Origin of the sequence: Nocardia acidivorans NBRC 108247, from assembly GCF_001625085.1 — a bacterium.
GTDB classification, from domain to species: domain Bacteria; phylum Actinomycetota; class Actinomycetes; order Mycobacteriales; family Mycobacteriaceae; genus Nocardia; species Nocardia acidivorans.
On sequence record NZ_BDAW01000031.1, the window covers coordinates 1 to 25,508 of the forward strand.

Genomic DNA, 25,508 nt, shown 5'->3' on the forward strand with positions numbered 1-25,508 from the left:
GCCGGGACCCGCCGCAGCGCCGGGACCCGGATCGGCCGCACCGGCAGACCCCCGCATCCAGGCGCCCCGGTCCGCTCCGACTCCGGCCGCTCCGCAGCGGACCCCGGGGCCGGTTCATTCGGCACCCGAGTCTGTTCAGTCACCCGCGCCTTCCTCGGGGCCGCGGACCTCGGCCGCCGCATCGCAGCCGGTCGTGGATGCACCTGCGCCGCAGGCTGATTCGGCGGCACCCGCGCCTGTCGCCGCTGTGCGGCCGCCCGAGATGAATGCCGTTCGCGTTCCCGTTGCGGACCCCTCGGCGCAGGGTTCGGTACCGTCGGAGCTGGACGCTGTCGCGCAGGCCGTGGAAAACGCGGTACCGCAGGGTGATTCGGCGGCCGCGGGCGAGTCCGCTCCGATCGAAGAGTCCGAACCTACGCTGGATATACCTGTTCCGCAGGTTATTTCGAGTGGCCAGCAGCCTCCCGCGCCCGCAGAGCCGGAGCCCGCCGCGAATCCCGATATCGTCGAGACCGATCCGAATCAGATGGCGCTCGGGGTGGATGTCGACGAGTCCGATGCGCCAGCGGCGGATGATCCGCTGCCCGCGTTCGCGTTCGCGAGTGAATCCGGTGGTGCGGCAGCGGTTTCCGAGGTTGTCGGCCAGTTCTCGGCCGAGAGTGCGGCCGATGACGCAACTTCGGCGGGAGTTCCGGCAGACGGACAGTCCGCACCGGTTGCCGCCGCGCAGGTCGATCAGAGCACCTCCGACGCTTCGCTCGCGGACGTGGCCGGTGTTGCCGAACCCCGCGCGGTCGCACCCGAAGGGGTTGCGCCGGAACTTATCTCCGCGCCGGAACCGGTTGGCGCGCCCGAGCCCGTTGCTGCCGTGGAGCCGGTTGGCGCGCCCGAGCCCGCTGCTGTCACGGAGCCGGTCGCGTCGGAACCTTCGATTGTCGCGCCGGTTGTCGCGGCCGAGTCCGCCGCACCCGAACCTGTTGTCGCGGCGGAGGCCGCGGCAGTGGGGCCGGTGGGGAGTGGGGACACCGATGATGTGCTGCGGGAGATCGAGGCGGCTTGGGCCGATATTCGGGCCAAGGTGCGGGAGTTCGGGGCGGCGGTGCAGGCGTTGCTGTCCGGGGCTTCGGTGTCGCGGCTCGAGGGCGGCACGATTGTGTTCGCGCATCAGCACGCGCCGCTGGCGCAGCGATTGTCGCAGCCGCAGAACCTGGACGCGGTTCGGTCGGCGGTCAAGGCCGTGCTCGGGCGCGATCATGATGTGAAGTGGGAAGTGGGGGGTGGGAACACGCCCGCGGCTCCGCAGGGCAGTGCGGGCGGGGCGGGGAAGGGTCCGGCCGGTGGCGGCGCGGCCCCCAAGAAGGCCGCGGCCAAGTTCTCCCGGCCGAGCCAAGCCAAGAGCGCGACGAGCGCGGCCGCCACCGCGGTGGCGGCACCGGTGGCGTGGGGGAGTCCGGCGACCGGCGGCACCGAGGCGGCGGGCGGCACCGCCGCGATCGCGCAGAGCGCCGGTATCGCCTCGGCCGGTGGCTCGGGCACGGCGGTCGCGGAGCCCGCGCCCGTGGCGGTCGAATCGTATGTGCGGCCCAGTGCCGCGGCGGTGCGGAACGCGCCCCCGGAGGACGAGATTCCGCTGCCTGACGGGCCTGACTATCCGGACGACCCGGGGCCCTCGGACTACTCGCCAGTAGGTTATGAGAGCGTCCCACCTGCTACTACGGACGAGGAGGAGCGGGAGATGCTGGCCGCCGCGGCCGTCCCGATCCCCGCCGAGGAGCGCCGCGACCCCGATGATGTGGCCTTGGAACTGTTGCGGTCCGAATTGGGGGCTACTCCGCTGGAGGGTTGACAGTTGCCCTGTGAGACGCATTAAGTTAACCGGAGTTCGCATCGGGCGGTACTATGATCGGGTGGCCGTGAGTATCGGTTCGGCGAAGTTCTAAGGTATGCCCAGGCGTACGGGTTGCCAGAGAGCGCGTCGGTCCGCCTCTGAGGCTGTTTGTACAGCGTCAGACGGTCGTCCCGAACAGTCGATCGGCGAGGCTACCCGCGGCCGCCCCGCACAACGCGGTGTCGGCGCACATTACGGAAGGAAAACTCCGATATGACCACAGAGGCCTACATTTACGAGGCCATCCGCACCCCGCGCGGCCGTAACAAGAAGGGGTCGCTGCATTCGGTCAAGCCGATCGATCTGACCACCGGTCTGGTCGCGGAGCTGCGGAACCGTTTCCCGAATCTCGATGAGGATCGGATCTCGGACATCATCCTGGGTGTTGTTTCCCCCGTCGGTGACCAGGGCGCGGATATCGCCCGCACCACCGTGCTGACCGCGGGCCTGCCCGACACCGTCGGCGGCATTCAGATCAACCGCTTCTGCGCCTCCGGCCTCGAGGCCGTCAACCTGGCCGCCCAGAAGGTTCGCTCCGGCTTCGATGACCTGGTCATCGCCGGTGGCGTCGAGTCCATGTCCCGCGTGCCGATGGGTTCCGACGGCGGCGCCATGTTCATGGACCCGAAGACCTCGTACGAGGCTTACATTGTCCCGCAGGGCATTTCGGCCGACCTGATCGCCACCATCGAGGGCTTCACCCGCGATGACGTCGACGCCTACGCCGTCCGCTCGCAGGACCTGGCCGCCAACGCCTGGAAGAACGGCTACTTCGCCAACTCCGTCGTTCCGGTCAAGGACATCAACGGCCTGACCGTGCTCGACAATGACGAGCACATGCGTCCCGGCACCACCGCCGCGGACCTGGGCAAGCTGAACCCCGCCTTCGCCGGCATCGGCGAGATGGGCGGCTTCGACGCCGTGGCCATGCAGCGCTACACCTTCGTCGAGGCCATCAACCACGTGCACCACGGTGGTAACTCCTCGGGCATCGTCGACGGCGCCGCGCTGGTGCTGGTCGGCAACGAGGATGCCGGTAAGGCCTCGGGCCTGACCCCGCGCGCCCGCGTCGTCGCGACCGCCACCTCGGGTGCGGACGCAACCATCATGCTGACCGGCCCGACCCCGGCCGCGTTCAAGGCTCTCGCCAAGGCGGGCCTGACGGTCGACGATATCGACATCTTCGAGATCAACGAGGCCTTCGCCTCCGTCGTGCTGAAGTTCCAGAAGGATCTGGCGATCCCGGACGAGAAGCTGAACGTCAACGGTGGCGCGATCGCGATGGGCCACCCGCTGGGCGCCACCGGCGCCATGATCACCGGCACCGTGGTCGACGAACTGCACCGTCGCAATGCCCGCTACGGCCTGATCACGCTGTGCATCGGCGGCGGCATGGGCGTTGCCACCATCATCGAGCGCGTCTAACGCCCAGTCGGCGCGAGCGTGAGGGTCCGGAGGCGGCAGCCCGCGTAACCCCACGTAGGACCCCGCTCGCGCCGAAATCCGATTCAGACTTTTCTCGAGGAGAACCAAAAACAATGACTGAGAACATGATCGGCTGGGAAAAGGACGCCGACGGCATCGTCGTGCTGACCATGGACGACCCCAACCAGGGCGCCAACACCATGAACCAGCTGTACAAGGACTCCATGAAGGCGACCGTCGATCGCCTGGAGGCCGAGAAGGACGACATCACCGGTGTCGTCATCACCTCCGGCAAGAAGACCTTCTTCGCCGGCGGCGACCTCAAGAACATGATGAAGACCACCCCGGAGAACGCGGCGGACATCATGGAGGAGCTCGGCTCCATCAAGGGTGACCTGCGTCGCCTGGAGACCCTGGGCAAGCCGGTCGTCTCCGCGATCAACGGCGCGGCCCTGGGCGGCGGCCTGGAGATCACCCTGGCCACCCACTACCGCATCGCCGCGGACGTCAAGGGCGTGCAGTTGGGTCTGCCCGAGGTTTCCCTCGGTCTGCTCCCGGCCGGTGGCGGCGTCACCCGCATCACCCGCATGCTCGGCATCGCGAACGGCCTGATGGGCGTGCTGCTGCAGGGCAACAAGTTCACCCCGCAGAAGGCCAAGGCCACCGGCCTGATCAACGAGGTCGTCGGCTCGATCGAGGAACTGATCCCGGCCGCCAAGGCGTGGATCAAGGCCAACCCGGACAAGGGCGTGCAGCCCTGGGACGTCAAGGGCTACAAGATTCCGGGCGGCACCCCGTCCACCCCGGCGCTCGCCGCCAACCTCCCGGCGTTCCCGGCCAACCTGCGCAAGCAGCTCAAGGGCCAGAACATGCCGGCGCCGCAGGCCATCATGGCCGCCGCGGTCGAGGGCGCGCAGGTCGATTTCGACAACGCGTCGCTGATCGAGTCGCGCTACTTCGTCTCGCTGCTGACCGGCCCGGTCGCGAAGAACATGATCCAGGCGTTCTTCTTCGATCTGCAGTCGATCAACAACGGTGGTTCGCGTCCCAAGGACGTGCCCAAGCGTGAGATCAAGAAGATCGGTGTGCTGGGCGCGGGCATGATGGGCGCGGGTATCGCGTACGTCTCCGCCAAGGCCGGTTACGAGGTCGTCCTGAAGGACGTCACCATCGAGGCCGCCAACAAGGGCAAGAACTACTCCGAGAAGATCGAGGAGAAGGCCCTCTCGCGTGGCAAGACCACCGAGGAGAAGTCCAAGGCGCTGCTGGCCCGCATCCACCCGACCGCCGATGCCGCCGATTTCGCCGGTGTCGACTTCGTCATCGAGGCCGTGTTCGAGAACCCGGAACTCAAGGCGAAGGTCTTCGGTGAGATCGAGGACATCGTCGACGCCGACGCGCTGCTGGGCTCGAACACCTCGACCCTGCCGATCACCCTGCTGTCCAACGGTGTGAAGCGGGCCGAGGACTTCATCGGCATCCACTTCTTCTCCCCCGTGGACAAGATGCCGCTGGTCGAGATCATCCGCGGTGAGAAGACCTCGGACGAGGCGCTCGCCCGCGTGTACGACTACACCCTGGCGATCCGCAAGACCCCGATCGTGGTCAACGACAGCCGCGGCTTCTTCACCTCTCGCGTCATCGGCACGTTCATCAACGAGGCCATCATGATGCTCGAGGAGAACATCGACCCGCAGACCATCGAGCAGGCCGGTCTGCAGGCGGGCTACCCGGCCGCGCCGCTGAAGCTGAGCGATGAACTCAACTTCGAGACCATGCAGAAGATCTTCAAGGAGACCCGCGAGGCCGCCGAGAAGGAAGGCAAGGTCATCTCGGCCGCGTCGCTGGCCTCGGGCAATGTGATCGGCACCATGATCGACAAGTTCGATCGTCGCGGCAAGCTGCACGGCGCGGGTTTCTACAACTACGTCGACGGCAAGACCGCCGGTATCTGGGAGGGCCTGCGCGAGGCCTTCGGTTCGCAGCGTGAGCTGCCCGAGGGCGTCACCCTGCAGGACCTCAAGGACCGCATGCTGTTCATCGAGGCCATCGAGACCCAGAAGTGCTTCGACGAGGGTGTGCTGACCACCACCGCCGACGCCAATATCGGCTCGATCTTCGGCATCGGCTACCCGGCCTGGACCGGTGGCGTGCACCAGTTCATCGTCGGCTACCCCGGTGGCACCGCGGGCTTCGTCGCCCGTGCGGACGAGCTGGCCGCCAAGTTCGGTGAGCGTTTCGAGGTTCCGGCCTCGCTGCGCAAGTAGCAGGTGATACCGGAAGCGAGTGCCGCACCGCGGATTCGCTGACCGCCACGGCCCGGGTTGTGTCACACAACCCGGGCCGTGGCGTGTGCGGGGGTCGGTGGGGCAACCTCGCGGCTGCGGCGAATTCCGCACACCGATCCACAGCGCGCGCTACGTTGGATTATGCGCGGGTAGAACACCGGTATTGCCCGTAGTTCCGGTGCGCGCTCGTCCAGTGCGAGGTGGGGTAGAGATGAATCCACAGCCGCGCCCGGGAAAGTCCCGGAGCGACTCTACTCGGCCCGAAACCGCTACGCAGGCATACGTTCCCATGAGCATCGTCGATGAGCTCGAGGCCATGGGACTGGGTGATGCCGAAGAGGTCGGCCGGGGCGGCTTCGGGGTGGTCTTCCGCTGCACGCAGCGGGTTCTGGATCGAATCGTCGCGGTGAAGGTGCTCTCCACCGAGATCGACGAGGAGAGCCGGGAACGCTTCCTGCGCGAGGAGCACGCCATGGGGCGGCTCTCCGGGCACCCGAATATCGTCGACATCCTCCAGGTGGATGTGACCGCCAGCGGTCGCCCGTACATTGTGATGCCCTATGCCACGCACGGTTCGCTGGAGCAGCTGGTCCGCGATAACGGTCCGCTGACCTGGTCGGATTCGCTGCGCGTGGGGGTGAAGCTGGCGGGCGCGATCGAGACCGCGCACCGCGCGCAGGTGCTGCACCGCGATGTGAAACCGGCGAATGTGCTGCTCAGCCGCTATGGCGAACCGCAGCTCACCGATTTCGGCATTGCCCGCATCCCGGGTGGTTTCCGCACCTCCACGAGTCTGATCACCGGTTCGCCCGCCTTCACCGCGCCCGAGGTCCTCAAGGGCGATGAGCCCACCGTGCGCTCGGATGTCTACGGGCTCGGCTCCACGCTCTTCGCCCTGCTGACCGGGCATGCCGCCTATGAGCGGCAGGCGGGGGAGAAGATCGTCGCGCAGTTCCTGCGCATCACCAGCCAGCCGCTGCCGGATTTGCGCGAACAGGAGATACCGCCGGATGTGGCGGCGGCCATCGAGGCGGCCATGTCCCCGGATCCCCGCGACCGCCCCGAGTCGGCGGTGGAGTTCGGCGAGCTGTTGCGTTCGGTGCAGGCCGAACACGGGCAGGTGCCGGACGAAATGGCGCTGCTGGACGGCAGTGTCGCGGGCGAGGGCGCCGAATCCGATGCGACCCAGCAGTATTCGCGCCACACCATGGTGAACGCGCCGCGCAACAGATCGCTGACGCTGCGTCCGTCGATCTCCCCGAGCGGCACCTATTCGCCGATGGGAGAGCCTTCCGCCCCGACCGGCAATACGCTTCCGCCCACGGCCGCAACGAAATTCCGGCCGCCGACGCCCGCGTGGGAACCGGTGCCGCGGCGGCGACTGCTGGAACCGCTGCGCGCGGGCGGGCGACGCCGGCTCGCGATCATCCACGGCCCGGCGGGGTTCGGTAAGAGCACCCTGGCCGCGCAGTGGTGCGCCGAGCTCACCGATCGCGGGGTGGCGGTGGCCTGGATCGGCATCGACCGCTATGACGACAACGAAGTGTGGCTGCTCGCGCATGTCATCGCCGCCATTCGCCGGGTGCGGCCCGAACTGGGCGCGGGGCTGGAGCAGGTGCTGGAGGAGCGGCCCGCCGAAGCGGTGCCGTACGCCGTCTCCGCGCTCATCGACGAGGTGCATGCGGGCGGGAACACCATTGTGGTGGTGGTCGACGACTGGCATCGGGTGACCGATCCCGGTGCGCACCGGGTGATGGACGCGCTGCTCGACAACGGCTGCCACCATCTGCGGTTCGTGATCACCAGTCGCGAGCGCGCCGGACTGCCGTTGAGTCGTATGCAGGTCGCCGACGAACTCATCGAGATCGAGTCCGATCAGCTGAGTTTCACCGCCGAGGAGACCCGGCAGATCCTGGTCGAACGCACCGGATTGGCGCTGTCCGACCGGCAGGTCGAGCAGATCCACACCGCGACCGACGGCTGGCCCGCGGCCATTCAGCTGGTGAGTCTGTCGCTGCGGTCGGCGGGGTCCGATGCCGATCAGCTGATCGCTCGAATCTCCGGGGACAGCAAGGCGATTCGTGAATACCTCGCCGAGAATGTGCTGGATTCGCTGGAACCGCCCATGCTCGACTTCCTGACCGCGATCTCGGTGCCGGAGCGGGTGAACGCCTCCCTCGCCGAGGCGCTGAGCGGCAGCGCCGACGCCGGTGACCTGCTGGAACAGGCCGAGCAGCGCGAGCTGTTCCTGCACCGGCTCTCGGATGACCCCTCCTGGTATCGCATGCAGCCCATGGTGGCCGAACATCTGCGTGCCCGCCTGGATCGGGCCCAGCCCGGTCAGGTGAAGACGTTGCACCGCAAGGCATCCCGCTGGTTCGCCGAACATCAGCTGCTGCGGCAGTCGGTGGATCACGCGCTCGCCGCCACCGATTTCAAATTCGCGCTGGATCTGGTCGAGAACGGCGGCATGGATCTCATCGACCGCTCCCGCTTGGCGACGCTGTTCGGGACGGTCGCCAAACTGCCCGTACAACAGGTGACTTCGCGCAGCAAACTGCTGATGGCACTGGCGCGGGCGAATGTGAACCTGCAGCAGTCGGGCGCGGCGCGCACCGCGCTGGGGCGGCTCTCCAGCCTGTTGGCGCGCAGCTCGCCCACCGATGCGGAGGCGATGAATCAGCGCTGTCAGGCCGCGGTGCTCGATGCCGCCGATCAGGTGGCGCGCGATCGCACCGACGGGGTGCTGGACAAGCTCGCCGATACGCTCCGGCTGGCCGATGAACTGCCGCCCTGGACGGTCTCCACCGCCGCGAATCTGGTCTCCTACGTGCGGCTCTGCGAATTCGATTTCGATGGCGCGCGCCGGATGCAGGAGTGGGCGGCCCCGTATCACGCCCTTTCCGCCGACCCGCTCGGTGCGGTGTTCGGTCTCTGCGGTCAGGGTGATGCCGCCTATGAGCAGCTCGATATCGACGCCGCCACAAGGTATTTCGAACAAGCCTGGCAGGTGGCTCGGGATCGCTCGGGTCCGCATTCGCAGCCCGTGCGGGTGGCGGCGGCGCTGCTCGGCGAACTCGCCTACCGCCGTAATGATCTGGAGGGCGCCGAACGCCTGCTGGACCAGAGTTATCAGCTCGCCACCCATGTCGGCCCGGTCGATTTCCTGATCAGCACCTTCGTCATCGGCGCCCGGGTGAAGGCGGTGCACGGTGATCTGGACACCGCCACCGCCCGCCTGGACGAGGGTGCGCGAATCGCGTTGGACCGCAAATTGATTCGGCTCGCGGCCCATATCAGGGCGGAACGTTTCCGGCTCGGCCTGCCACCGGATCAGCTGACCGCGGGTCTGGTCACCGATCCCATGGTGCGTCCGCTGCGACGGCTGTCGGGTGCGGCCGCGCTGGCCCTCGAGGCCGAGGAGTTCGCGGCCGTCCGGGCGCTGCTGTCCCGGCACTATCGCGGCGATCAGCGCGGCGACTCCGACGATCTCGCACCGCTCGGCACCGATGACACAGCGGTGAAGCGGGCACGCGCCCTGCACGCCCGGATACGCGAGAAGAACCGTCCGCGTGCGGAAATGGATGCCGCGCTGCTCCTCGCGGAATGTCTGTCGGCCTCGGGCTGGGTGGGCGAATCCATCGCGGTCCTGACCCCCGTGGTGGTCCGCTTCGCCGAACTCGGCTGGTCTCGCCCCCTGATCGACGCGGGTCCGGGCGTGCGGAACATCCTGCGCACCATGCGCACCCAACTCCCGCTGATCGACATCGGAAATCCGGAAAACCCTGAACTGCCAAGGGCGTTTCTCGACAGCCTGCTATAGACAGTCCGCAGATTTTCGGCGAACCGCTGTCGTAGCGGGCCCGTACCTCCTCCCGAGGGGCGATGGACCGGTCCGACCTCCAGCGTTTCGGGCCGGGCCGGTCGCCAGCGATCCCGGAGGGTGTTCACAGCCAACCTCGAGGAATGTCATCGACAATCGCCGTCGTGCCGTTCACCGTTGCGCTGCCGCAGAGTCCGCCGCTGGCCCCTCCTCCCGCGCCGCGCGCACCGGCGGGTTCGGGGCATCAGGGTGGTTTTCAGCACGGGCTTTCGCTCCTGCACGGTTGGGTGCCGCAGGTCGCGCTGTTCCTGGCGGTGTTCTTCCTGGTGCTGGCGGTGGCGCGGTTCACCCGGCGCTGGTGGCTGCTGTGGGTGCCCGCCTGTGTGACGCTGGCGGCCGGGGTGACCTGGGTGGCGTGGGCCTATATGAATGACGAAGGGCTGGCCTCGGATCCGGCCCCGGTCCTGCTGTGGGTCGCCGTCGGGATGACCGCGCTGGCCGTGGGCCTGGTGCTGGTGGGCTGGCAGGACGGGGCGTGGTGGCAGCGGGTGGCCGCGGTGCTGGCGGTGCCGCTGGCGCTGGTGAACGCCTTGATCGTGCTGGACCAGTGGGTCGGGTACTACCCGACGGTGCGGTCGGCGTGGGCGGCCGCGACCGCCGAATCGCTGCCGCATCAGACGTCCCTGGCGTCGCTGGCGGGTATGCGGAATGGCGATGTCGGCTCGGGCCGCATTGTGCCGGTGGATATTCCGGAGTCGGGCAGCCATTTCAAGCATCGCCGCGAGTACGTGTACCTGCCGCCCGCGTGGTTCGCCGGTGACAAGCCGCCCGCGCTCCCGGTGGTCATGATGATCGGCGGTGAGTTCAATACCCCGGCGGATTGGGTGCGCAGCGGTCAGATCATGCCCGCGGTGGACGATTTCGTGAATGGCAATGGCGGTCAGGCCCCCGTGCTGGTCTTCGTCGACTCCGGCGGCAGTTTCAACAATGACACCGAATGCGTGAACGGCACCCGCGGTGATGCCGCCGACCATCTCACCAATGATGTTCCGCACTATATGAAGTCGGCCTTCGGGGTCTCCGCCGATCCGGCGCGGTGGGCGGCCGTGGGCTGGTCCATGGGCGGCACCTGCGCGGTGGATCTGGCGGTCATGCATCCGGAACTGCTGCACACCTTCCTCGACATCGCGGGGGATCTCGGCCCGACGGCGGGGACGAAGGAGCAGACCGTTCGCCGGTTGTACGGCGGCGACGCCGCCGCGTGGGCGCGTTTCGATCCGCGGACGGTGATGGCCGCGCACGGCCCGTATCAGGACATGGTCGGCGTCTACGACGATCTGACCCCGCCGCAGCGCCAGGGCGGTCCTGGTGCCGACCACGGTAACATCCGGCCGAAACAGCCTGCGGCCGAGGATGATTCGGTCGGCCTGGGCGGGCGCGACGGCGTCTTCGACACCGGTGAGCTGGGTGCGGCGAACACCCTGTGCGAGGACGGCCGCCGCGTCGGAATCGACTGCACGGTGAACACCACGCGGGGCGGTCACACCTGGCAGTTCGCGTCGTCGGCGTTCACCTCGACGCTGCCCTGGTTGACCGCCCGACTGGGGCTACCGGCGCCGAACCGCTCCTAGGGCTGCCACCACGGCCGTAGCGGTACCGTCCATGCCTGGTCCGGCCCGAGCTTGACGCCGAGCACCTGGTGCAGCTGCACCACATTGCGTTCGAAGCCGAGCTGGCAGCCCGCCATGTACAGGCCCCAGACCTTGGCGGTGCCCTCGCCGACCTCGTCGACCGCGGCCTCCCAGTTCTTCACCAGGTTCTCGCACCATTCGGCCAGGGTGAGGGCGTAGTGCTGGCGCAGGTTCTCCTCGTGCAGCACCTCGAGACCCACATTCTGGATATCGGAGATGATGCGGCCGGAGCCGGAGAGCTCACCGTCCGGGAAGACGTACCGGTCGATGAAGTCGCCCGCCTTGGTGGTGCGGGTGTTGTCCGGGCGGGTGATGGAGTGGTTCAGGAAGGTGCCGCCGACCCGCAGCTTGGATTTGATGAATTCGAAGTAGGCCGGGTAGTTGTGCACCCCGATGTGCTCGGTGAGCCCGATGGAGGAGACGGCGTCGAAGTCGCCCTCGCGCACATCGCGATAGTCCGAATGCCGCACCTCGGCCAGCTCGGACAGGCCCTCCTCGGCGATCTTGCGCTGTGCCCATTCGGCCTGCTCGGCGGAAAGCGTCGCGCCGATGACCTTGACACCCTTCTTGGCGGCGTAGCGCACCATGCCGCCCCAGCCGCAGCCGATATCGAGTAGCCGGTCGCCGGGCTTCAGGTTGAGTTTGTCGAAGACCAGCCGGTACTTGTTCTCCTGGGCCTGCTCCAGGGTCCACTTCTCGTCCTCGTAGACCGCGCACGTGTAGGTCATGGAGGGGCCGAGTACGTACTCGTAGAAGGTGTTCGAGACGTCATAGTGGTGGTGGATGGCCTCGGCGTCACGAGTCTTGCTGTGCCGCAACCCTTCCAGGGCGATGCGCCGCCAGCGCGGCAGCGTCTCCTGCGGCGGCGGGGCGACCGGCTTGAGCAGTTCCCAGCCGAGCGAGCGCGCGATGACGACCAGCTGCATGGCGGTGGGCCGCCGGAACTTCAAGCCCGCCATGGCCTTGAGCAGTTCGTACGGGTCACCGGCGTGCACGCCGTGCGCGATCATATCGCCGGAGATGTAGGCCCGGGCCATGCCCAGATCGCCGGGGGCGTTGGCGACATAGTTGACACCGCGCGGGTTGACGATCTCCAGACCGAATTCGGAGTCCTGCGGGCCGGTGCTGCTGCCGTCGTACGCGGTGAAGCGGATCGGCACCGGCCCGTCGATGAGGGTCTCGAAGATCTCGGCAATGGTGAGTTTTGTTCCGAGCTCGGCGAATACGTCGGAACGATCCTTGAACGTGGTCACTTGCGTTGCACCGCCTTCGAATACAGATCCAGTAGACGAGAATCCGGGTCGTAGGTCCGCTTGAGTTGGGCGTAGGTGTCGCCGCCGTAGTAGAGCTCGGCGAACTCGTCCTGCGCGTAGTATGAGTCCGAGTAGAGCGACTTGTGGCCGTCCAGCTTGGACACCTCGTGTTCGATGGCGCGGTTGGCCGCGCCCTCCTGCTGCCCCGGCGTGGTCGGCACGGCCGACCAGAAGCCGACGTTCACATAGGTGCGATCCGGTTCGAGGGGGTAGAGCGGCCAGGGGCGCTCCGGACCACCCGCGTTTCGCAATCGCAAGGGGCACAACCAGATCGGCTCGATCGGGATCTCGCGCAGGAACCAGTCCAGGAAGTCCGCGGTGCGCTCGATGGGCACCTCGATGTCCTGCACCACGCGTTCGCGGGGCAGGTTGCCCTGGCGGGCCTCCATCCGATCGCCGATGTGGTACTTGTGATCGAGTGCGATGAGCTTCCAGTAGAAGCTGCTGCGCCGGTACTTCTTCGGCCAGAACCTGCGGATCTTGGGGTTCTGGGCGCCGAAGGCGCGCGAGCACCAGAACCAGTCGGTGTCCCAGCGCCACAGATAGTCCGCGATGGTGAGCCGGTCACGTTTGGGTTCGGCTGAATCGTGCTGGATGGACCGGTAGAAGATGTCCATATCGGTGTAATCGCTGACCGGTCCGGGCTCATCGGTTTGCCGGCCGAGCACCAGATAGCTTTCGTCGGCGGTGAAGACCACGCCGTCGAGGTAGTCGACCCGCTCACCGGCGTACGACCGGTCCGCGATGATCTGCGCCATGGTTGTTTCCAGCTCCCGCAGTTCATGAAACCTTATGTGCCGCAGGGCCACGTAGGGTTCGACCGCTTCGAGCTGAATCTTCAGGCGGGTGGAGTAGCCGAGGGTGCCGTAGGAGTTGGGGAAGCCCCGGAACAGATCCGCGTACTCGCCCTCCGGGGTGGCGGTGATGATGTCGCCCGCACCGGTGAGCACATCGATCTCCAGCACCGATTCGTGCGGTAGGCCATTGCGAAACGAGGTCGATTCGATGCCGAGTCCGGTGACCGCGCCGCCCAGGGTGATGGTCTTGAGCTGCGGCACCACCAACGGTGCGAGCCCGTATCGCAGGGTGACGGCGACCAGATCCTCATAGGTCGTCATCCCGGCCACATCGGCGGTCTTGGCCTTCGGATCCACCGCGATGACCTGCGTCAATCCGGAGACGTCCAGGCCCGGCGCGGTGTTCTCGGCGCGAGCCCGAAATAGGTTGGAGGTCTTCTTGGCCAATCGGACGTTCGCATCGCGCGGTATCGCGCGATAGGAGGCCAGGAGTCGATCGACCCCGGCCCGATGCGCGGCGAACCCTGATTCTTGCGCGGCTGGTGCGCGGCCAGCCTTCCCCAGCAGACTCAATGCCACCCCCGGAACGCTAGCCTGCACGAACCGGTACGGCCAGCAGAACCACACCGGCGGGGCGGTTTTTCACGCATAGTTTCCATCCGCCTCGACACCCGCCACCAGCCGCATATCGAGTCTATTCCCACCTGGACGGTGATTATAGTTACGCTTGCTAACTATAAGCGTACCCGCATCCGGTCGAGAGCGGTCGGCGGAAGCGGGGCGGCGTAGCATTTTCCGCGGCACAGGGCACCTAGCCGGGAAAAGTTAAGGAGCACATGGTGGGACAGGTCAGCGCCTCCAGTTCGGTCGTCGTGACGGCGGACCCGCAGCGCACTCTCGAGGCGATCGCCGACTACGAGTCGGTTCGGCCGCGCATTCTCTCCTCGCACTACCGGGACTACAAGGTGGTCGAGGGCGGTAAAGGTGCGGGGACCGTGGTGGATTGGACACTGGACGCCACCGAGAAGCGGTCACGCAATGTGCACGCCACCATCTCGGTCTCGGATTCCATGGTGACGGAACGGGATTCGAACTCCTCCATGGTCACCACCTGGACGGTCACCCCGCAGGGCGGCGGATCGCTGGTCACCACGCGCACCAGCTGGAAGGGCGCGGGCGGGATCGGCGGCATCTTCGAGGGCATCTTCGCACCCCTCGGCCTGAAGAAGATCCAGGCAGAGGTGCTCGAGAATCTGAAGCGGGAACTCGCCTAGTCGGCCTTCTCGATCGCGATATCGAACAGGTTGCCCTCGGGGTCGGCGAAGGTCGACCAGATCGCGCCGTACTCGTCGAAGTCGGCGATGTGCTTGGCGCCGAGGGCAACCGCGCGTTCCTGCTCCACGCGCAGATCCTCGGCGGTCAAATCCAGGTGCACCACATTCTTGCCCGGCGTCTTGTCCGGGACCTGGATGAACATCAGTAGGGGGGAGCGGCCGGCGCTCGCGCCAACGGTCGCGAATTGCGCACTGGCGTCCGGGTCTACCGGGAGCTCCAGCAGCTGCGCCCAGAATCCGGCGAGTTCGGCGGCGTCGGCGCAGTCGACGGTGATGTGCGCGATCTTCAATCCCATGGTGGTTTCTCCCTGTCAGAGCCGGCCGATGGGCCAGCAGATTTCGGTGCGGTATTCGGCCTCGGCGACATCGCCGGGACCGACCAGGTAGATCTCTCGAACGGGTTCCGCGAGCGCGGTGTCGTGTTCGGCGACGTGGCTGCCGAGTGCGCCGTAGCTGAGGTCGAAGTCGGTGAACGGACCGTTGTGCACGGCCACCGCGAATCGCCGGGCGGGTAGGTCGAGCACGGTGCCGAGAGTTTCGGCGTGGCCCCGATCGGCCGGGGCGATGGGTACGAAGGCCATCACCTCGCCGCGGTCGTGTTCGAAGAACTCCAGCGCGTAGGTCGCGCCGCCCGGGCCGTCGGGTCGCAGGCCCGCGGCCTCCAGCGCCTGGTACAGCGTGGCGAAGCTGGCGTCGCACCACCGGTCGATCACCTCGCGGCCCACCACATCGGTTACGGCCAGCACGGGATAGCTTGGGACGGAACGGTATTCGACGTGCAGCGGCTCATCGGCGGGCGGCAGCAGCAGCGCTCGCAGCGAGGCCACCACATCGCGGGTGCGGGTCAGTTCGGCCTCCATGCGCTCGAGATGCGCCCGCAGCGCGGCGTCGCGCGTCGCGCGGTCCGGTGCGGACAGCACCGCTCTGATCTCGGGCACCGGCATATTCAGATCGCGCAACCGCCGGATGAGATGCGCCCGTTCCACCTGATCGGTCGAGTAGAACCGGTACCCGGTGCTCGGATCCACCGCGGCGGGCGCCAGTAGGTCGATCTCGTGGTAGTAGCGCAGCGCCTTCACGCTGAGGTAGCTGAGCCGGGAGAACTCCCCGATCGGAACCGTCGCTGTCATGCCTTCAGCGAACACTCTCCTACCGGGGGAGAGTCAAGGGTGGCCCGCGGATCTGCCAGTAGGCTGGGTGCGGTTACTTCCCCCGCAGAGAGGACACGCCGTGCAACCCGGTGGAGAGTTCGATATCCAGCAGTTGATGGCCCAGGCCCAGCAGATGCAGGCAGCCGTGATGGCCGCACAGCAGGAGATCGCCCAGTCCGAGGTCGAGGGCGAGGCGGGCGGTGGCCTGGTGCGCGCCAAGATCCGCGCCACCGGTGAGGTGCTGTCGCTGACCATCGACCCGAAGGTGGTCGATCCCGAGGATGTCGACACCCTGCAGGATCTGGTCATCGGCGCGCTCAACGACGCCATGGAGAATGCCCAGCAATTGGCCGCGGACCGGCTCGGTCCGCTGGCCGGTGGGCTCGGCGGCGGCGCGCTCCCGGGCTTCTGATGTACGAGGGTCCGGTTCAGGATCTCATCGACGAGCTGGGCAAGCTGCCCGGTGTGGGTCCGAAGAGCGCGCAGCGCATCGCTTTTCACCTACTGGGTGTGGAGCCGCCGGAGATCGACCGCCTGCAGGCGGCGCTGCAGAAGGTGCGCGACGGCGTGCGGTTCTGCGCCGTCTGCGGCACGGTCTCCGATGGCGAGCTGTGCCGTATCTGCTCGGACCCGCGTCGTGATCGCACCATGATCTGTGTGGTCGAGGAGCCCAAGGATGTGCAGGCCATCGAGCGCACCCGCGAATTCCGCGGCCGCTATCACGTACTCGGTGGCGCATTGGATCCATTGTCCGGGGTCGGGCCGGATCAACTCCGCATTCGGGAGCTTTTGCAGCGCATCGGAAACCAGGATGACGGTGTCGATGTCAGCGAGGTGATCATCGCGACCGACCCCAATACCGAGGGTGAGGCGACGGCCACCTATCTGGTCCGTATGCTCCGCGATTTCCCCGGACTGAGCGTCACCCGCCTGGCATCGGGCCTCCCGATGGGTGGAGACCTCGAATTCGCCGACGAATTGACCTTGGGCCGGGCACTTTCCGGCCGCCGGGCGTTGTGAATCGAGTTGTCAGGTCCACACCGGCGGCGCCAATGCCGCCGGGTGCGGGCAGGGAATGTGCTGACTGTTCCGGGGTATATCCGCTCCCGCACCCGTGGCGTGTAATGCCACCACGGCGGCGAGAGCTGCGGCGATCCCTGCCAATACGGCCAGGCTCTTACGAAGCCTCGGGGTCGCGGCTTTCTTGGGGCGTAGCCTCACAGTCTCTCCTTATTCCGGGTGGAACCTGGGAACAGCGGAGCACGAAATTAGTGAAAGGCTAGCGTTCCTCCAGCCGCGCAGGCTTACTCGTGAGGGTGTGCAACCCCGAATCGAGACACTGTTGTTATTGGAAGGTGAGGCGCTGCCAATCGAGCGCCTCGAAATGCGACCGGTCACCGATAGTCCACGACCAGATGAGATCGGCGACGGTCGAGGGATCATCGACTCGTACGGTGTAATGCCGCTCGGATGAGCCATCCCGGTATTCGACGTCGTAACGCCCGTCTTCATGCCGATAAGTCTGGATGTACACCTGATCGCCGCTTTCCACGATCAGATAGGGCCCCGGCGCTCCGAGTTCGGGAACCCACAGATGCGCCAGTTCACGTGTCAGATAGGGAAAGTCACCGGCCCCGCCGTGCGAGACCGCGACCGGAACCGAACCCGCGGGGTCCATGAGCCAGGCCAGCTGCGGATCGTAGACCGCGTACCCGCGCGGGGTGGCCAGCTCGAACAGCAGCGCGCGCACATGCCCGATGGCGTCGTAGGGGCTCGAGACGAACAGCGCCGCACCCATGGCGCCGTCGGGTGCGGGCGCGCCGAGGAATTCGTCCGCCTCGGCGAGTTCACCATTGCGCCGGTCGAGCTCGGCGGCCATCGCGGCCACCGGCTCGGTGGCGGGTTCGCCGTTCTGCGCGGTCAGGAACGCATCGAGCGCGGCGGGCGTGGTGGCGACACCGGAGGGCAGCAGCACATGGTCGTAGCTCACCTGATCAGGCTAGTAGTCACCCCGCCAGGGTTTGCCGACCGGTACCCGTGCCGAATTCGGGTTGGACGCATTCGCAGCCGCCCGCGATAGCGGAGCAGTCGGCCAGATAGACATGGCGTAGCCGGTCGGTATCGGTGCACGCCCAATCCGTGCACTCGGCCGAACCGTCGGCGTGCGCGATCAGTGTCCCGAGACAGTGGTTCATGAAACCTCCTTCGACCGTCTGCCCGAAATCCAAGCACTCGGGTACGACAACGGTGGGAGGTCACCGCGTGTCGTCCGATCTGTCGGGAATAAAGCCGCGTGTCCCGGGCCGGCGTGGTGAACTTATCTATGGGGATTCGGGTTTCCCTCGAACATCGCACCGTCTATACCTTCGATCGCCCCGTGCGCATCCATCCGCACGTGGTCCGATTGCGACCCGCGCCGCATACGCGCACCGCGATCCAGTCCTACTCCATGCATGTCTCCCCGTCCGATCACTGGGTGAACTGGCAGCAGGACGCCTTCGGCAATTTCCTGGCGCGCCTGGTGTTTCCGGAGCCGGCGCGCGAGTTGTCCATCACCGTCGGATTGATCGCCGATATGGACGCGATCAATCCGTTCGACTTCTTCGTCGAGGATGCCGCCGAACACATCCCCTTCACGTACGCGCCCGCGCTCGCGGCGGATCTCGAGGTGTACCTGCGCCCGGTCGAGGAGGGTGAATCCGGTTCGGGGCCGGGTGAATCGGTGCGCGACTGGGCGGCGCGGCACCGGCCGCAGGGCAGTCCGCGCACCATCGAATTCCTCATCGGGCTCAATCAGGCGCTGCGCGCGGATGTCGGCTACACGATTCGGCTCGAACCCGGCGTGCAGACACCGGATCACACCCTGAACACCGGGATCGGCTCCTGCCGCGATTCGGCCTGGCTGCTCGTCGCCATCCTGCGCGAATTCGGGCTGGCCGCCCGCTTCGTCTCCGGCTATCTCATCCAATTGGCCCAGGACGTACCGTCTTTGGACGGTCCCTCGGGTCCGCCCGCCGATTTCACCGATCTGCACGCCTGGACCGAGGTGTACCTGCCCGGTGCGGGCTGGGTGGGCCTGGACCCCACCTCCGGGCTCTTCGCCGGTGAGGGGCATATCCCTCTCGCCGCCACGCCGCATCCGGTCTCCGCCGCGCCGATCACCGGCGCCACCGATCCGGTGCGGGCCACCCTGGACTTCTCCAATACCGTGCACCGCATCCACGAGGATCCACGAGTCACGCTGCCCTACAGCGATATTCAGTGGGAGCGAATCTCCGCGCTCGGCGCGGTGGTCGACGATCGGATGCGGGCCGCGGGTATCGACCTCACCATCGGCGGCGAGCCCACCTTCGTCTCCCTGGACGATCAAACCGGCGCGGAATGGACCACCGCCGCCGACGGCCCCCGGAAACGCGAGCGCGCGGCCGATCTCGCGCAGCGCCTGCGCCGCATCTACGCCCCCGACGGTTTGGTTCAATACCGGCAGGGCAAGTGGTATCCCGGAGAACCACTGCCGCGCTGGGAGATCGCCATGCTGTGGCGCACCGACGGCGAGGCGCTCTGGCGGCATCCCGGCCTGCTGCGCAATCCCTGGTTGCCACCGGCGCCGTCACCACCCGCGCCGCCCGCCGAAAGACCGAGGGGCACGGGCGGTTCCGCGGCCGCTCTCGGCATCGGGGTACCGGCCCGCACCCAGACCGCGGCGGTGCTCGATCCGCAGGCGGCGGTCACCGCCGTGCTGACGAACGGATCCGAGACCGGGCCGAGCGAGCTCGAATCATCCGCGGAGACAGCGGAATCCGGTATCTCGGCGCGGGCCGATGCCGGAACCGCATGGGCCGTCATCGCGCATATCGCCCAGGGCCTGGGTCTACCGGACACCCAGGTGCGCCCCGCCTTCGAAGACCCGTTGCCGCGGGTGGCCGCCCAGGCCGCGCTCCCGGCGGGTGAGCCCGTCGCCGCCTGGAACGATATTGTGCCGGAGCAGGACTCGGCGCAGACCCGGAAAAAGCTGCTCGCCCGGCTGGACACCTCGGCGGGAGAGCCGGTCGCCTATGTGCTGCCGCTGTACCGCCGCGCGGACGAGGCGGGCTGGGCGAGCGCGGACTGGCGGCTGCGCCGCGGCCGAATCATGTTGACCGAGGGCGATTCTCCGGCCGGACTGCGCCTGCCGCTGGGTGCCATCTCCTGGCGCGCTCCCGCCCGCCGCCCGGAATCGGATCCCTTCGCACCGCGGCTGCCGCTGGAACCCTATGAGCCGGACGCAATTGTGGAGTCCGCCGACCGTGCGCCGACCACCGCGCTGGTGGCCGAGATCCGGGACGGCCAGCTCTTCGTCTTCCTGCCCCCGGTCGAGGAGTTCGGGGCCTTCTGCGATCTGGTGCGCAGGGTCGAGGAGGCGGTGCTGGCGGTCGGCCAGCCGGTGGTGCTGGAGGGTTACGGCCCGCCGGTCGACGCGCGACTGCAATCGCTGTCCATCGCCCCGGATCCGGGCGTGATCGAGGTGAACGTACAGCCCGCCGCCAGCTTCGCCGAACAGTCCGGCCTCCTCGAAACCCTGTACGAGCAGGCCAGATTGGCGCGGCTGAGCACCGAATCCTTCGATGTGGACGGCACCGATCGCGGTACCGGCGGCGGTAATCACATCACGCTGGGCGGCCCCACGCCCGCGCGGTCACCGCTGTTGCGCCGCCCGGATCTGCTGGTCTCCATGCTCCGCTACTGGCAGCGCCATCCGGCGCTGTCCTATCTGTTCTCCGGTCGTTTCATCGGACCCACCTCGCAGGCCCCGCGTGCCGATGAGGGTCGTGTGGAGGCGCTCTACGAATTGGAGATCGCCTTCGCCGAAATCGCCCGGCTCAGTGGCGGTTCCGGTGACATACCGGCCGAGAACTCCACCGCGCCCTGGGTGGTCGACCGCGCGCTGCGGCATCTGCTCACCGATCTCACCGGCAATACCCATCGCGCGGAATTCTGTATCGACAAGCTCTACAGTCCCGACTCCGCGCGCGGCCGACTGGGTCTGGTCGAGTTGCGCGGCTTCGAGATGCCGCCGCATTTCCGCATGGCCATGGTGCAGTCACTGCTGGTGCGCGCCCTGGTGCTGCGGTTCTGGGAGCATCCGTACACCGCCCCGCTGCTGCGGCACGGCGCGAATCTGCACGGTCGCTATCTGCTGCCGCATTTCCTGGCGGCCGATATCGCCGATGTCGCGGCCGATCTGCGCTCGCACGGCATCGAATTCGATATCAGCTGGCTGGATCCGTTCTCCGAGTTCCGTTTTCCGAGGTTCGGCACGGTGGTACTCGGGGATGTGGAGATGGAGTTGCGCGGGGCCATCGAACCCTGGAACACCCTGGGGGAGCAGAGCACCGCCGCGGGCACCGCCCGCTATGTGGATTCGTCGGTGGAGCGCATGCAGGTGCGGGTGACCGGGGCCGATCGCGGCCGCTACGCGGTGACCTGCAATGGCTTCCCGATTCCGCTCATGGCCACCGGGAAGGCCGATGTGCAGGTCGGCGGGGTGCGGTACCGGGCCTGGCAGCCGCCGGAGTCACTGCATCCGACCATTACCGTGGACGCACCGCTGACCTTCGATGTGGTGGATTTGGAGACCGGGCTGTCGCGCGGCGGCTGTACCTATCACGTCTCGCATCCGGGCGGCATGTTCTACGCCGGTCCACCGGTGAACGCGGTGGTGGCGCAATCGCGGCGCAATAGGCGTTTCGAACCGGCCGGGCATACCTCCGGTCCGGTCGACATCGCCGATCTGCGTGCCAAAATGGCTATACAGGCCACCGATATCGGCGCTCCCGGGATCCTCGATCTACGCCGGGCGCGCACGGTGTGGGGCGCCGGCGACCGGTAGGCATACGCCCGAAAGTGGTGACGGTGACGGTGTTCGACACGACGGCACCCGGCGAGTACGCGAAATACCGTGCGGCAGCGGCCGATACGGGCTCCTTCGATGCGGTCGGACTGCCCACCGACGGGTATTACGACGAATTGGTGAACGGCGGTGGCGGCCTGCGCCCCAGCTGGGCCGAGCTCTCCACCGAATTCCTGGAGTTGGGCCGGGACGGGCTGCACGCCCTGGACGCCCGGGTGCGCCGTCTCATCGAGGACGACGCCATCACCTATACCGAACTCGGCGGTGCGGCGAATGAGCCCGCGCCGCCGAAACCGTGGCGGCTCGATCCGATTCCGCTGCTCCTGGACGCCGCGGACTGGAAGGATCTGGAAGCGGGCGTGGTCCAGCGCTCCCGGCTGCTGGACGCCATTCTCGCCGATGTGTATGGTCCGCGCCGCACCCTCACCGCGGGGCTGCTGCCACCGCGGATCGTCTTCGGTCATCGGGGTTATGTGCGTGCGGCACACGGGATCTCGCTGCCCGGGCGGCATCAGCTGTTCCTGCACGCCTGCGATATCAGCCGCTGGAGCGATGGCGGATTCCGGGTGCTCGCGGATTGGGCGCAGGCCCCGTCCGGGGCGGGCTACGCGCTCGCGGACCGGCGGGTGGTCTCGGCCGCGATTCCGCAGGCCTTCGAACTGGCCAGCCCGCTGCCGCTCAATCCCTTCGTGCGCGCCATGCGACTGATGCTCGTCGAGGCCGCCCCGCATGCCGCCGACGAGGAACCGCTCGTCGTGGTGCTCAGCCCCGGACCGCAATCCGAAACCGCCTTCGACCAGGCATATCTCGCATCGGTGCTGGGTTTCCCGCTGGTGGAGAACGCCGATCTGGTGGTGCGGGACGGGCGGCTGTGGATGCGCTCGCTGGGCACCCTCAAGCAGGTGGATGTGATGCTGCGCCGCGTCGACGCCGAATTCTCCGATCCGCTGGATCTGCGGCCGGATTCGCGATTGGGTGTGGTCGGACTGGTGGAGGTGCTGCGCCGGGGCGCGGTGACGGTGGTCAATACGCTCGGCAGCGGACTGCTGGAGAGTCCGGCGCTCGCGGCATTCCTGCCGGAGCTGTCGCGCGCCCTGCTGGATCAGGAGCTGAAGCTGCCGAGTATCGAAACCTATTGGGGCGGAGACGATGCCCAGCGCTCGCACCTGATCGGCAATCTGCACCGGCTGATCCTGCGCTCCACCGTCGATGATTCGGTCACCGTCTTCGGCTCCCTGCTGACCCGCGCACAGCGCGCCGAATGGCGCGAACGCATTGCCGCCGAAGGCTGGAAATGGGTGGGCCAGGAACCGGCCCGATTCTCGGTGGCCCCGGCGGTCGCCGCCGGTGGCGAACTCGATGCCGCGCCCGTCGCCGTGCGACTGTTCTCGCTCGCGGGCCGGGTCGGATACCGCGTCATGGCGGGCGGACTCGGCCAACTGCATCAGCGCACCGGTCCCGACGGCGTCATCGGCGAGGCCGCCGCGAAGGACGTCTGGGTTCGCGCCGCACCCGCCCCCGCGCCCGCGGTCGAAATCCCGGAGGAGCGTGAACAGCGCGCGCCCGCCCTGGCCACCGTGGATGTCATCAGCTCCCCGCGCGTACTCAACGATCTGTTCTGGATGGGCCGCTACGGCGAGCGCGCCGAGGCCACCGTCCGGCTGCTCGACGCCACCCACGATCGCTACCAGGATTATCGGTACCGACCCTGGATGGAGGGCGCGGAGGCGATGCCGATCCTGATAGCGGCCCTGGGGCATATGACCGGCACCACGCCGCCCGCACCCCGGCGAACAGGCTCCGACGCGACGACCGCGGCAGCTCCCGCCGTGCCGGAAACGGTTGTACAGCAGGATGGTTCGCTGGGTCAGTCGCAGGGCTCCGGCGGTCAGAGTCAGGGCTCGGGTGGTCAGTCGCAAGGCGCGGGTGGTCAGGGTCAGGGCTCGGGTGGTCGGTCGCAAGGCGCGGGTGGTCAGGGCTCGGGTGGTCGGTCGCAAGGCGCGGGTGGTCAGGGCTCGGGTGGTCAGTCGCAAGGCGCGGGTGGTCAGAGCCAGGGCTCGGGTGGTCAGTGGCAGGGTGGCAGGGGTCAGAGTCAGGGCTCCGGCGGCCAATGGCAGGGTTCCGGCGATCGGAGCCAAGGCGGCTCGCCGGAGCTGTCCGCCGCCGCGCAACGTCGCCGCGAGTACTCCGACCAGCCGACCATGCCCATCGCGCTGCCCGGCGCTTCCCGTCGCGAACACGACTACCTGGTGTCCCTGACCGTGGACCGCGAACTGTCGGGCTCACTCGCCTTCGCCGTCGAGCGCTACGGGACGGCCGCTCGCGCTGTGCGAGACCAGCTTTCACCCGATACCTGGATGATCACGGGCGCGGTCGACCGCGCGCTCTCGGAATACCGCGGCGCCCGCGGCGATCGGGGTGCGGCGCTGTCGGCGGTGCATTCCCGGACCCTGGCGGCGCTGCTCTCCCTGACCGGCATCGACGCGGAATCCACCGTGCGCGATACGGGCTGGCATGTCATGGATATCGGCCGCCGGGTCGAACGCGGCCTCGCGCTCACCTCGCTGCTCGCGGCCGCGCTCACCGGCACCTATCCGGCCCCGATCGGGCGGGTGGTCACCGAGGCGGTACTACAGGCCACCGTCTCGTCGGTGAGTTATCGCCGCCGCCAAGGTGATTCGGTCCGGGTCGCGGCCGTGGCGAGCCTGCTGCTGTTCGATCGCAGCAATCCGCGCTCGCTGGCCTATCAGCTCGAGCGGCTGGAGGCGGATTTCCTGGCCCTGCCCGCCGCCTCGGGATCCTCACGCCCGCAACGACTCTTGACCGACGCCCAGCGCATGCTGCGCCGGGTCGATCCCGCGGATCTGGAGGTCACCGACGCGACCGGCCGCCGCACCGAACTCGCCGAACTGCTCGACGGCGTTCATCTGCGGTTGCGCAAGATCTCCGAATCCTTCGAGACCACACGGCTTTCGGTGCCGCGGGAGACCCAGCCGCTGTGGGGCTCCACCCGGGTGGTGGGTTGAGCGTGCGCCGCTATCGAGTAGTGCACAGCACGGTCTACGTGTATTCGGACGAGGTCACCAGCTCGTACGGCCGCGCCTATCTGACCCCGCGCGAATTCCCGGGCCAGCGGCTGCTGGCGCACGATATCCGGGTGGATCCGGTGCCGTCGGATCGCTCGGTCGGCACCGATGTGTACGGCAACACCACGCTGTATTTCCATGTGACGGCGGAGCATCGCCGCCTGGAGGTGACCGGCGAATCGACCGTGCAGGTGACGGATCCGCCGGAGGCTCCGGATCCGGGTCCCTGGGAGAAGGCCCGTCCCGCCATCGAGAACGGTCCGCTCGCGGTGGAATTCACCCTGGACCTGAACCCGCCCGAGATCATTCCCGAGGTCGCCGCCTATGCCGCAGAATCCTTTCCGCCGGGCCGACCGCTGCTGGAGGCGGTGCGGGAACTGACCACCCGCATTTACACCGACTTCACCTACAAATCTGGTTCCACCACCGTCAGCACCCGGGTCGCCGATGTCTTCGCCGATCGCCGCGGCGTCTGCCAGGACTTCGCCCGCCTCGGCATCGCCTGTCTGCGCTCGCTCGGGCTGGCCGCCCGCTATGTGTCGGGCTATCTCGCCACCGATCCGCCGCCCGGCCGCGAGCGCATGGTCGGCGCGGACGCCACCCATGCCTGGGCCGCGGTGTGGCTGCCGGACGGCAGCGCCGACGGACACTGGGTCGACTTCGATCCCACCAACAATCAATTCGCCGACGAACGCTATGTCACCGTGGCCTGGGGCCGCGACTACGCCGACGTACCACCCATGCGCGGCATCATCTACACCGACGCCAAGGAGAGCAGCATCCGCGTCTCCGTCGACGTCGCCCCGATCGAGGTGTGAAGCA

General features: G+C 67.6%; 17 protein-coding genes. 11 read left to right on the forward strand and 6 right to left on the reverse strand.

What is annotated here, in order from left to right:
• The first annotated feature begins 193 nt into the window (after positions 1-193).
• The 5 genes from NA10_RS17910 (at position 194) to NA10_RS17930 (ending at position 11,055) form a co-directional block, all read left to right on the forward strand.
• Positions 194-1,846 (forward strand): hypothetical protein, encoded by a 1,653-nt coding sequence (locus tag NA10_RS17910; protein WP_157556596.1) that lies wholly within the window; start codon positions 194-196, stop codon positions 1,844-1,846.
• Between the two features lie 255 nt (positions 1,847-2,101).
• Positions 2,102-3,313: an acetyl-CoA C-acetyltransferase gene (locus NA10_RS17915; protein WP_067569284.1), complete on the forward strand. Its 1,212-nt coding sequence runs from the start codon at positions 2,102-2,104 to the stop codon at positions 3,311-3,313.
• Positions 3,314-3,426: 113 nt separating this feature from the next.
• A complete protein-coding gene (locus tag NA10_RS17920; protein WP_067569287.1) occupies positions 3,427-5,580 on the forward strand; it encodes a 3-hydroxyacyl-CoA dehydrogenase NAD-binding domain-containing protein in 2,154 nt (717 codons plus the stop codon).
• Between the two features lie 310 nt (positions 5,581-5,890).
• Positions 5,891-9,424 (forward strand): serine/threonine-protein kinase, encoded by a 3,534-nt coding sequence (locus tag NA10_RS17925; protein ID WP_245677585.1) that lies wholly within the window; start codon positions 5,891-5,893, stop codon positions 9,422-9,424.
• A gap of 143 nt (positions 9,425-9,567) precedes the next feature.
• The gene (locus tag NA10_RS17930; RefSeq protein WP_084514868.1) at positions 9,568-11,055 is read left to right on the forward strand and encodes an alpha/beta hydrolase; all 1,488 of its coding nucleotides are present in this window, start codon (positions 9,568-9,570) and stop codon (positions 11,053-11,055) included.
• Here the strand turns inward: NA10_RS17930 and NA10_RS17935 are convergent.
• Both NA10_RS17935 and NA10_RS17940 read right to left on the reverse strand, forming a co-directional pair.
• Entirely contained in the window at positions 11,052-12,368 is a 1,317-nt protein-coding gene (locus tag NA10_RS17935) for a class I SAM-dependent methyltransferase (protein WP_067569293.1), read from the reverse strand. The genes NA10_RS17930 and NA10_RS17935 overlap by 4 nt on opposite strands.
• A complete protein-coding gene (locus NA10_RS17940) occupies positions 12,365-13,798 on the reverse strand; it encodes an FAD-binding oxidoreductase (protein ID WP_067569504.1) in 1,434 nt (477 codons plus the stop codon). Before NA10_RS17940 ends, NA10_RS17935 begins: the two co-directional genes overlap by 4 nt.
• Positions 13,799-14,064: 266 nt before the next feature.
• Here NA10_RS17940 and NA10_RS17945 point away from each other — a divergent pair, with 266 nt between their 5' ends.
• Positions 14,065-14,499 carry an SRPBCC family protein gene (locus NA10_RS17945; protein ID WP_067569507.1) on the forward strand — a complete coding sequence of 145 codons (435 nt, stop codon included), beginning with the start codon at positions 14,065-14,067 and terminating at the stop codon, positions 14,497-14,499.
• Here NA10_RS17945 and NA10_RS17950 read toward each other — a convergent pair.
• The gene (locus NA10_RS17950) at positions 14,496-14,855 is read right to left on the reverse strand and encodes a VOC family protein (protein WP_067569296.1); all 360 of its coding nucleotides are present in this window, start codon (positions 14,853-14,855) and stop codon (positions 14,496-14,498) included. The genes NA10_RS17945 and NA10_RS17950 overlap by 4 nt on opposite strands.
• A gap of 15 nt (positions 14,856-14,870) precedes the next feature.
• Positions 14,871-15,689 (reverse strand): MerR family transcriptional regulator, encoded by an 819-nt coding sequence (locus NA10_RS17955; protein WP_067569299.1) that lies wholly within the window; start codon positions 15,687-15,689, stop codon positions 14,871-14,873.
• A gap of 100 nt (positions 15,690-15,789) precedes the next feature.
• Between NA10_RS17955 and NA10_RS17960 the strand changes: the two genes are divergently transcribed.
• Positions 15,790-16,122, forward strand: a complete 333-nt coding sequence (locus tag NA10_RS17960) for a YbaB/EbfC family nucleoid-associated protein (protein WP_067569302.1) — start codon at positions 15,790-15,792, stop codon at positions 16,120-16,122.
• Positions 16,122-16,730: a recombination mediator RecR gene (recR, locus tag NA10_RS17965; protein ID WP_067569305.1), complete on the forward strand. Its 609-nt coding sequence runs from the start codon at positions 16,122-16,124 to the stop codon at positions 16,728-16,730. The genes NA10_RS17960 and recR overlap by 1 nt, the downstream gene beginning before the upstream one ends.
• A 325-nt stretch (positions 16,731-17,055) precedes the next feature.
• On the opposite strand, the gene NA10_RS17970 is transcribed toward recR, so the two are convergent.
• Together NA10_RS17970 and NA10_RS17975 are read right to left on the reverse strand one after the other, a co-directional pair.
• Positions 17,056-17,700: a hypothetical protein gene (locus NA10_RS17970; RefSeq protein WP_067569308.1), complete on the reverse strand. Its 645-nt coding sequence runs from the start codon at positions 17,698-17,700 to the stop codon at positions 17,056-17,058.
• Positions 17,701-17,716: 16 nt separating this feature from the next.
• Positions 17,717-17,905: a hypothetical protein gene (locus NA10_RS17975; RefSeq protein WP_067569311.1), complete on the reverse strand. Its 189-nt coding sequence runs from the start codon at positions 17,903-17,905 to the stop codon at positions 17,717-17,719.
• A gap of 128 nt (positions 17,906-18,033) precedes the next feature.
• Between NA10_RS17975 and NA10_RS17980 the strand changes: the two genes are divergently transcribed.
• Genes NA10_RS17980 through NA10_RS17990 form a run of 3 tightly spaced genes read left to right on the forward strand, consistent with a single transcriptional unit; the run spans position 18,034 to position 25,504 of the window.
• Positions 18,034-21,579 (forward strand): transglutaminase family protein, encoded by a 3,546-nt coding sequence (locus tag NA10_RS17980; RefSeq protein ID WP_067569313.1) that lies wholly within the window; start codon positions 18,034-18,036, stop codon positions 21,577-21,579.
• 23 nt (positions 21,580-21,602) lie between these two features.
• Entirely contained in the window at positions 21,603-24,626 is a 3,024-nt protein-coding gene (locus tag NA10_RS17985; RefSeq protein ID WP_245677586.1) for a circularly permuted type 2 ATP-grasp protein, read from the forward strand.
• Positions 24,623-25,504 (forward strand): transglutaminase family protein, encoded by an 882-nt coding sequence (locus tag NA10_RS17990; protein WP_245677587.1) that lies wholly within the window; start codon positions 24,623-24,625, stop codon positions 25,502-25,504. The genes NA10_RS17985 and NA10_RS17990 overlap by 4 nt, the downstream gene beginning before the upstream one ends.
• The last annotated feature ends 4 nt before the right edge of the window (positions 25,505-25,508 follow it).

Excerpts from the sequence above, each read along its gene's own strand:
- NA10_RS17950 (WP_067569296.1), bottom strand. The coding sequence starts at position 14,855 with ATGGGATTGAAGATCGCGCACATCACCGTCGACTGCGCCGACGCCGCC.
- NA10_RS17920 (WP_067569287.1), top strand. The coding sequence starts at position 3,427 with ATGACTGAGAACATGATCGGCTGGGAAAAGGACGCCGACGGCATCGTC.
- NA10_RS17915 (WP_067569284.1), top strand. The coding sequence starts at position 2,102 with ATGACCACAGAGGCCTACATTTACGAGGCCATCCGCACCCCGCGCGGC.
- NA10_RS17930 (WP_084514868.1), top strand. The coding sequence starts at position 9,568 with ATGTCATCGACAATCGCCGTCGTGCCGTTCACCGTTGCGCTGCCGCAG.
- NA10_RS17955 (WP_067569299.1), bottom strand. The coding sequence starts at position 15,689 with ATGACAGCGACGGTTCCGATCGGGGAGTTCTCCCGGCTCAGCTACCTC.
- NA10_RS17980 (WP_067569313.1), top strand. The coding sequence starts at position 18,034 with ATGGGGATTCGGGTTTCCCTCGAACATCGCACCGTCTATACCTTCGAT.
- recR (WP_067569305.1), top strand. The coding sequence starts at position 16,122 with ATGTACGAGGGTCCGGTTCAGGATCTCATCGACGAGCTGGGCAAGCTG.
- NA10_RS17975 (WP_067569311.1), bottom strand. The coding sequence starts at position 17,905 with ATGAACCACTGTCTCGGGACACTGATCGCGCACGCCGACGGTTCGGCC.
- NA10_RS17925 (WP_245677585.1), top strand. The coding sequence starts at position 5,891 with ATGAGCATCGTCGATGAGCTCGAGGCCATGGGACTGGGTGATGCCGAA.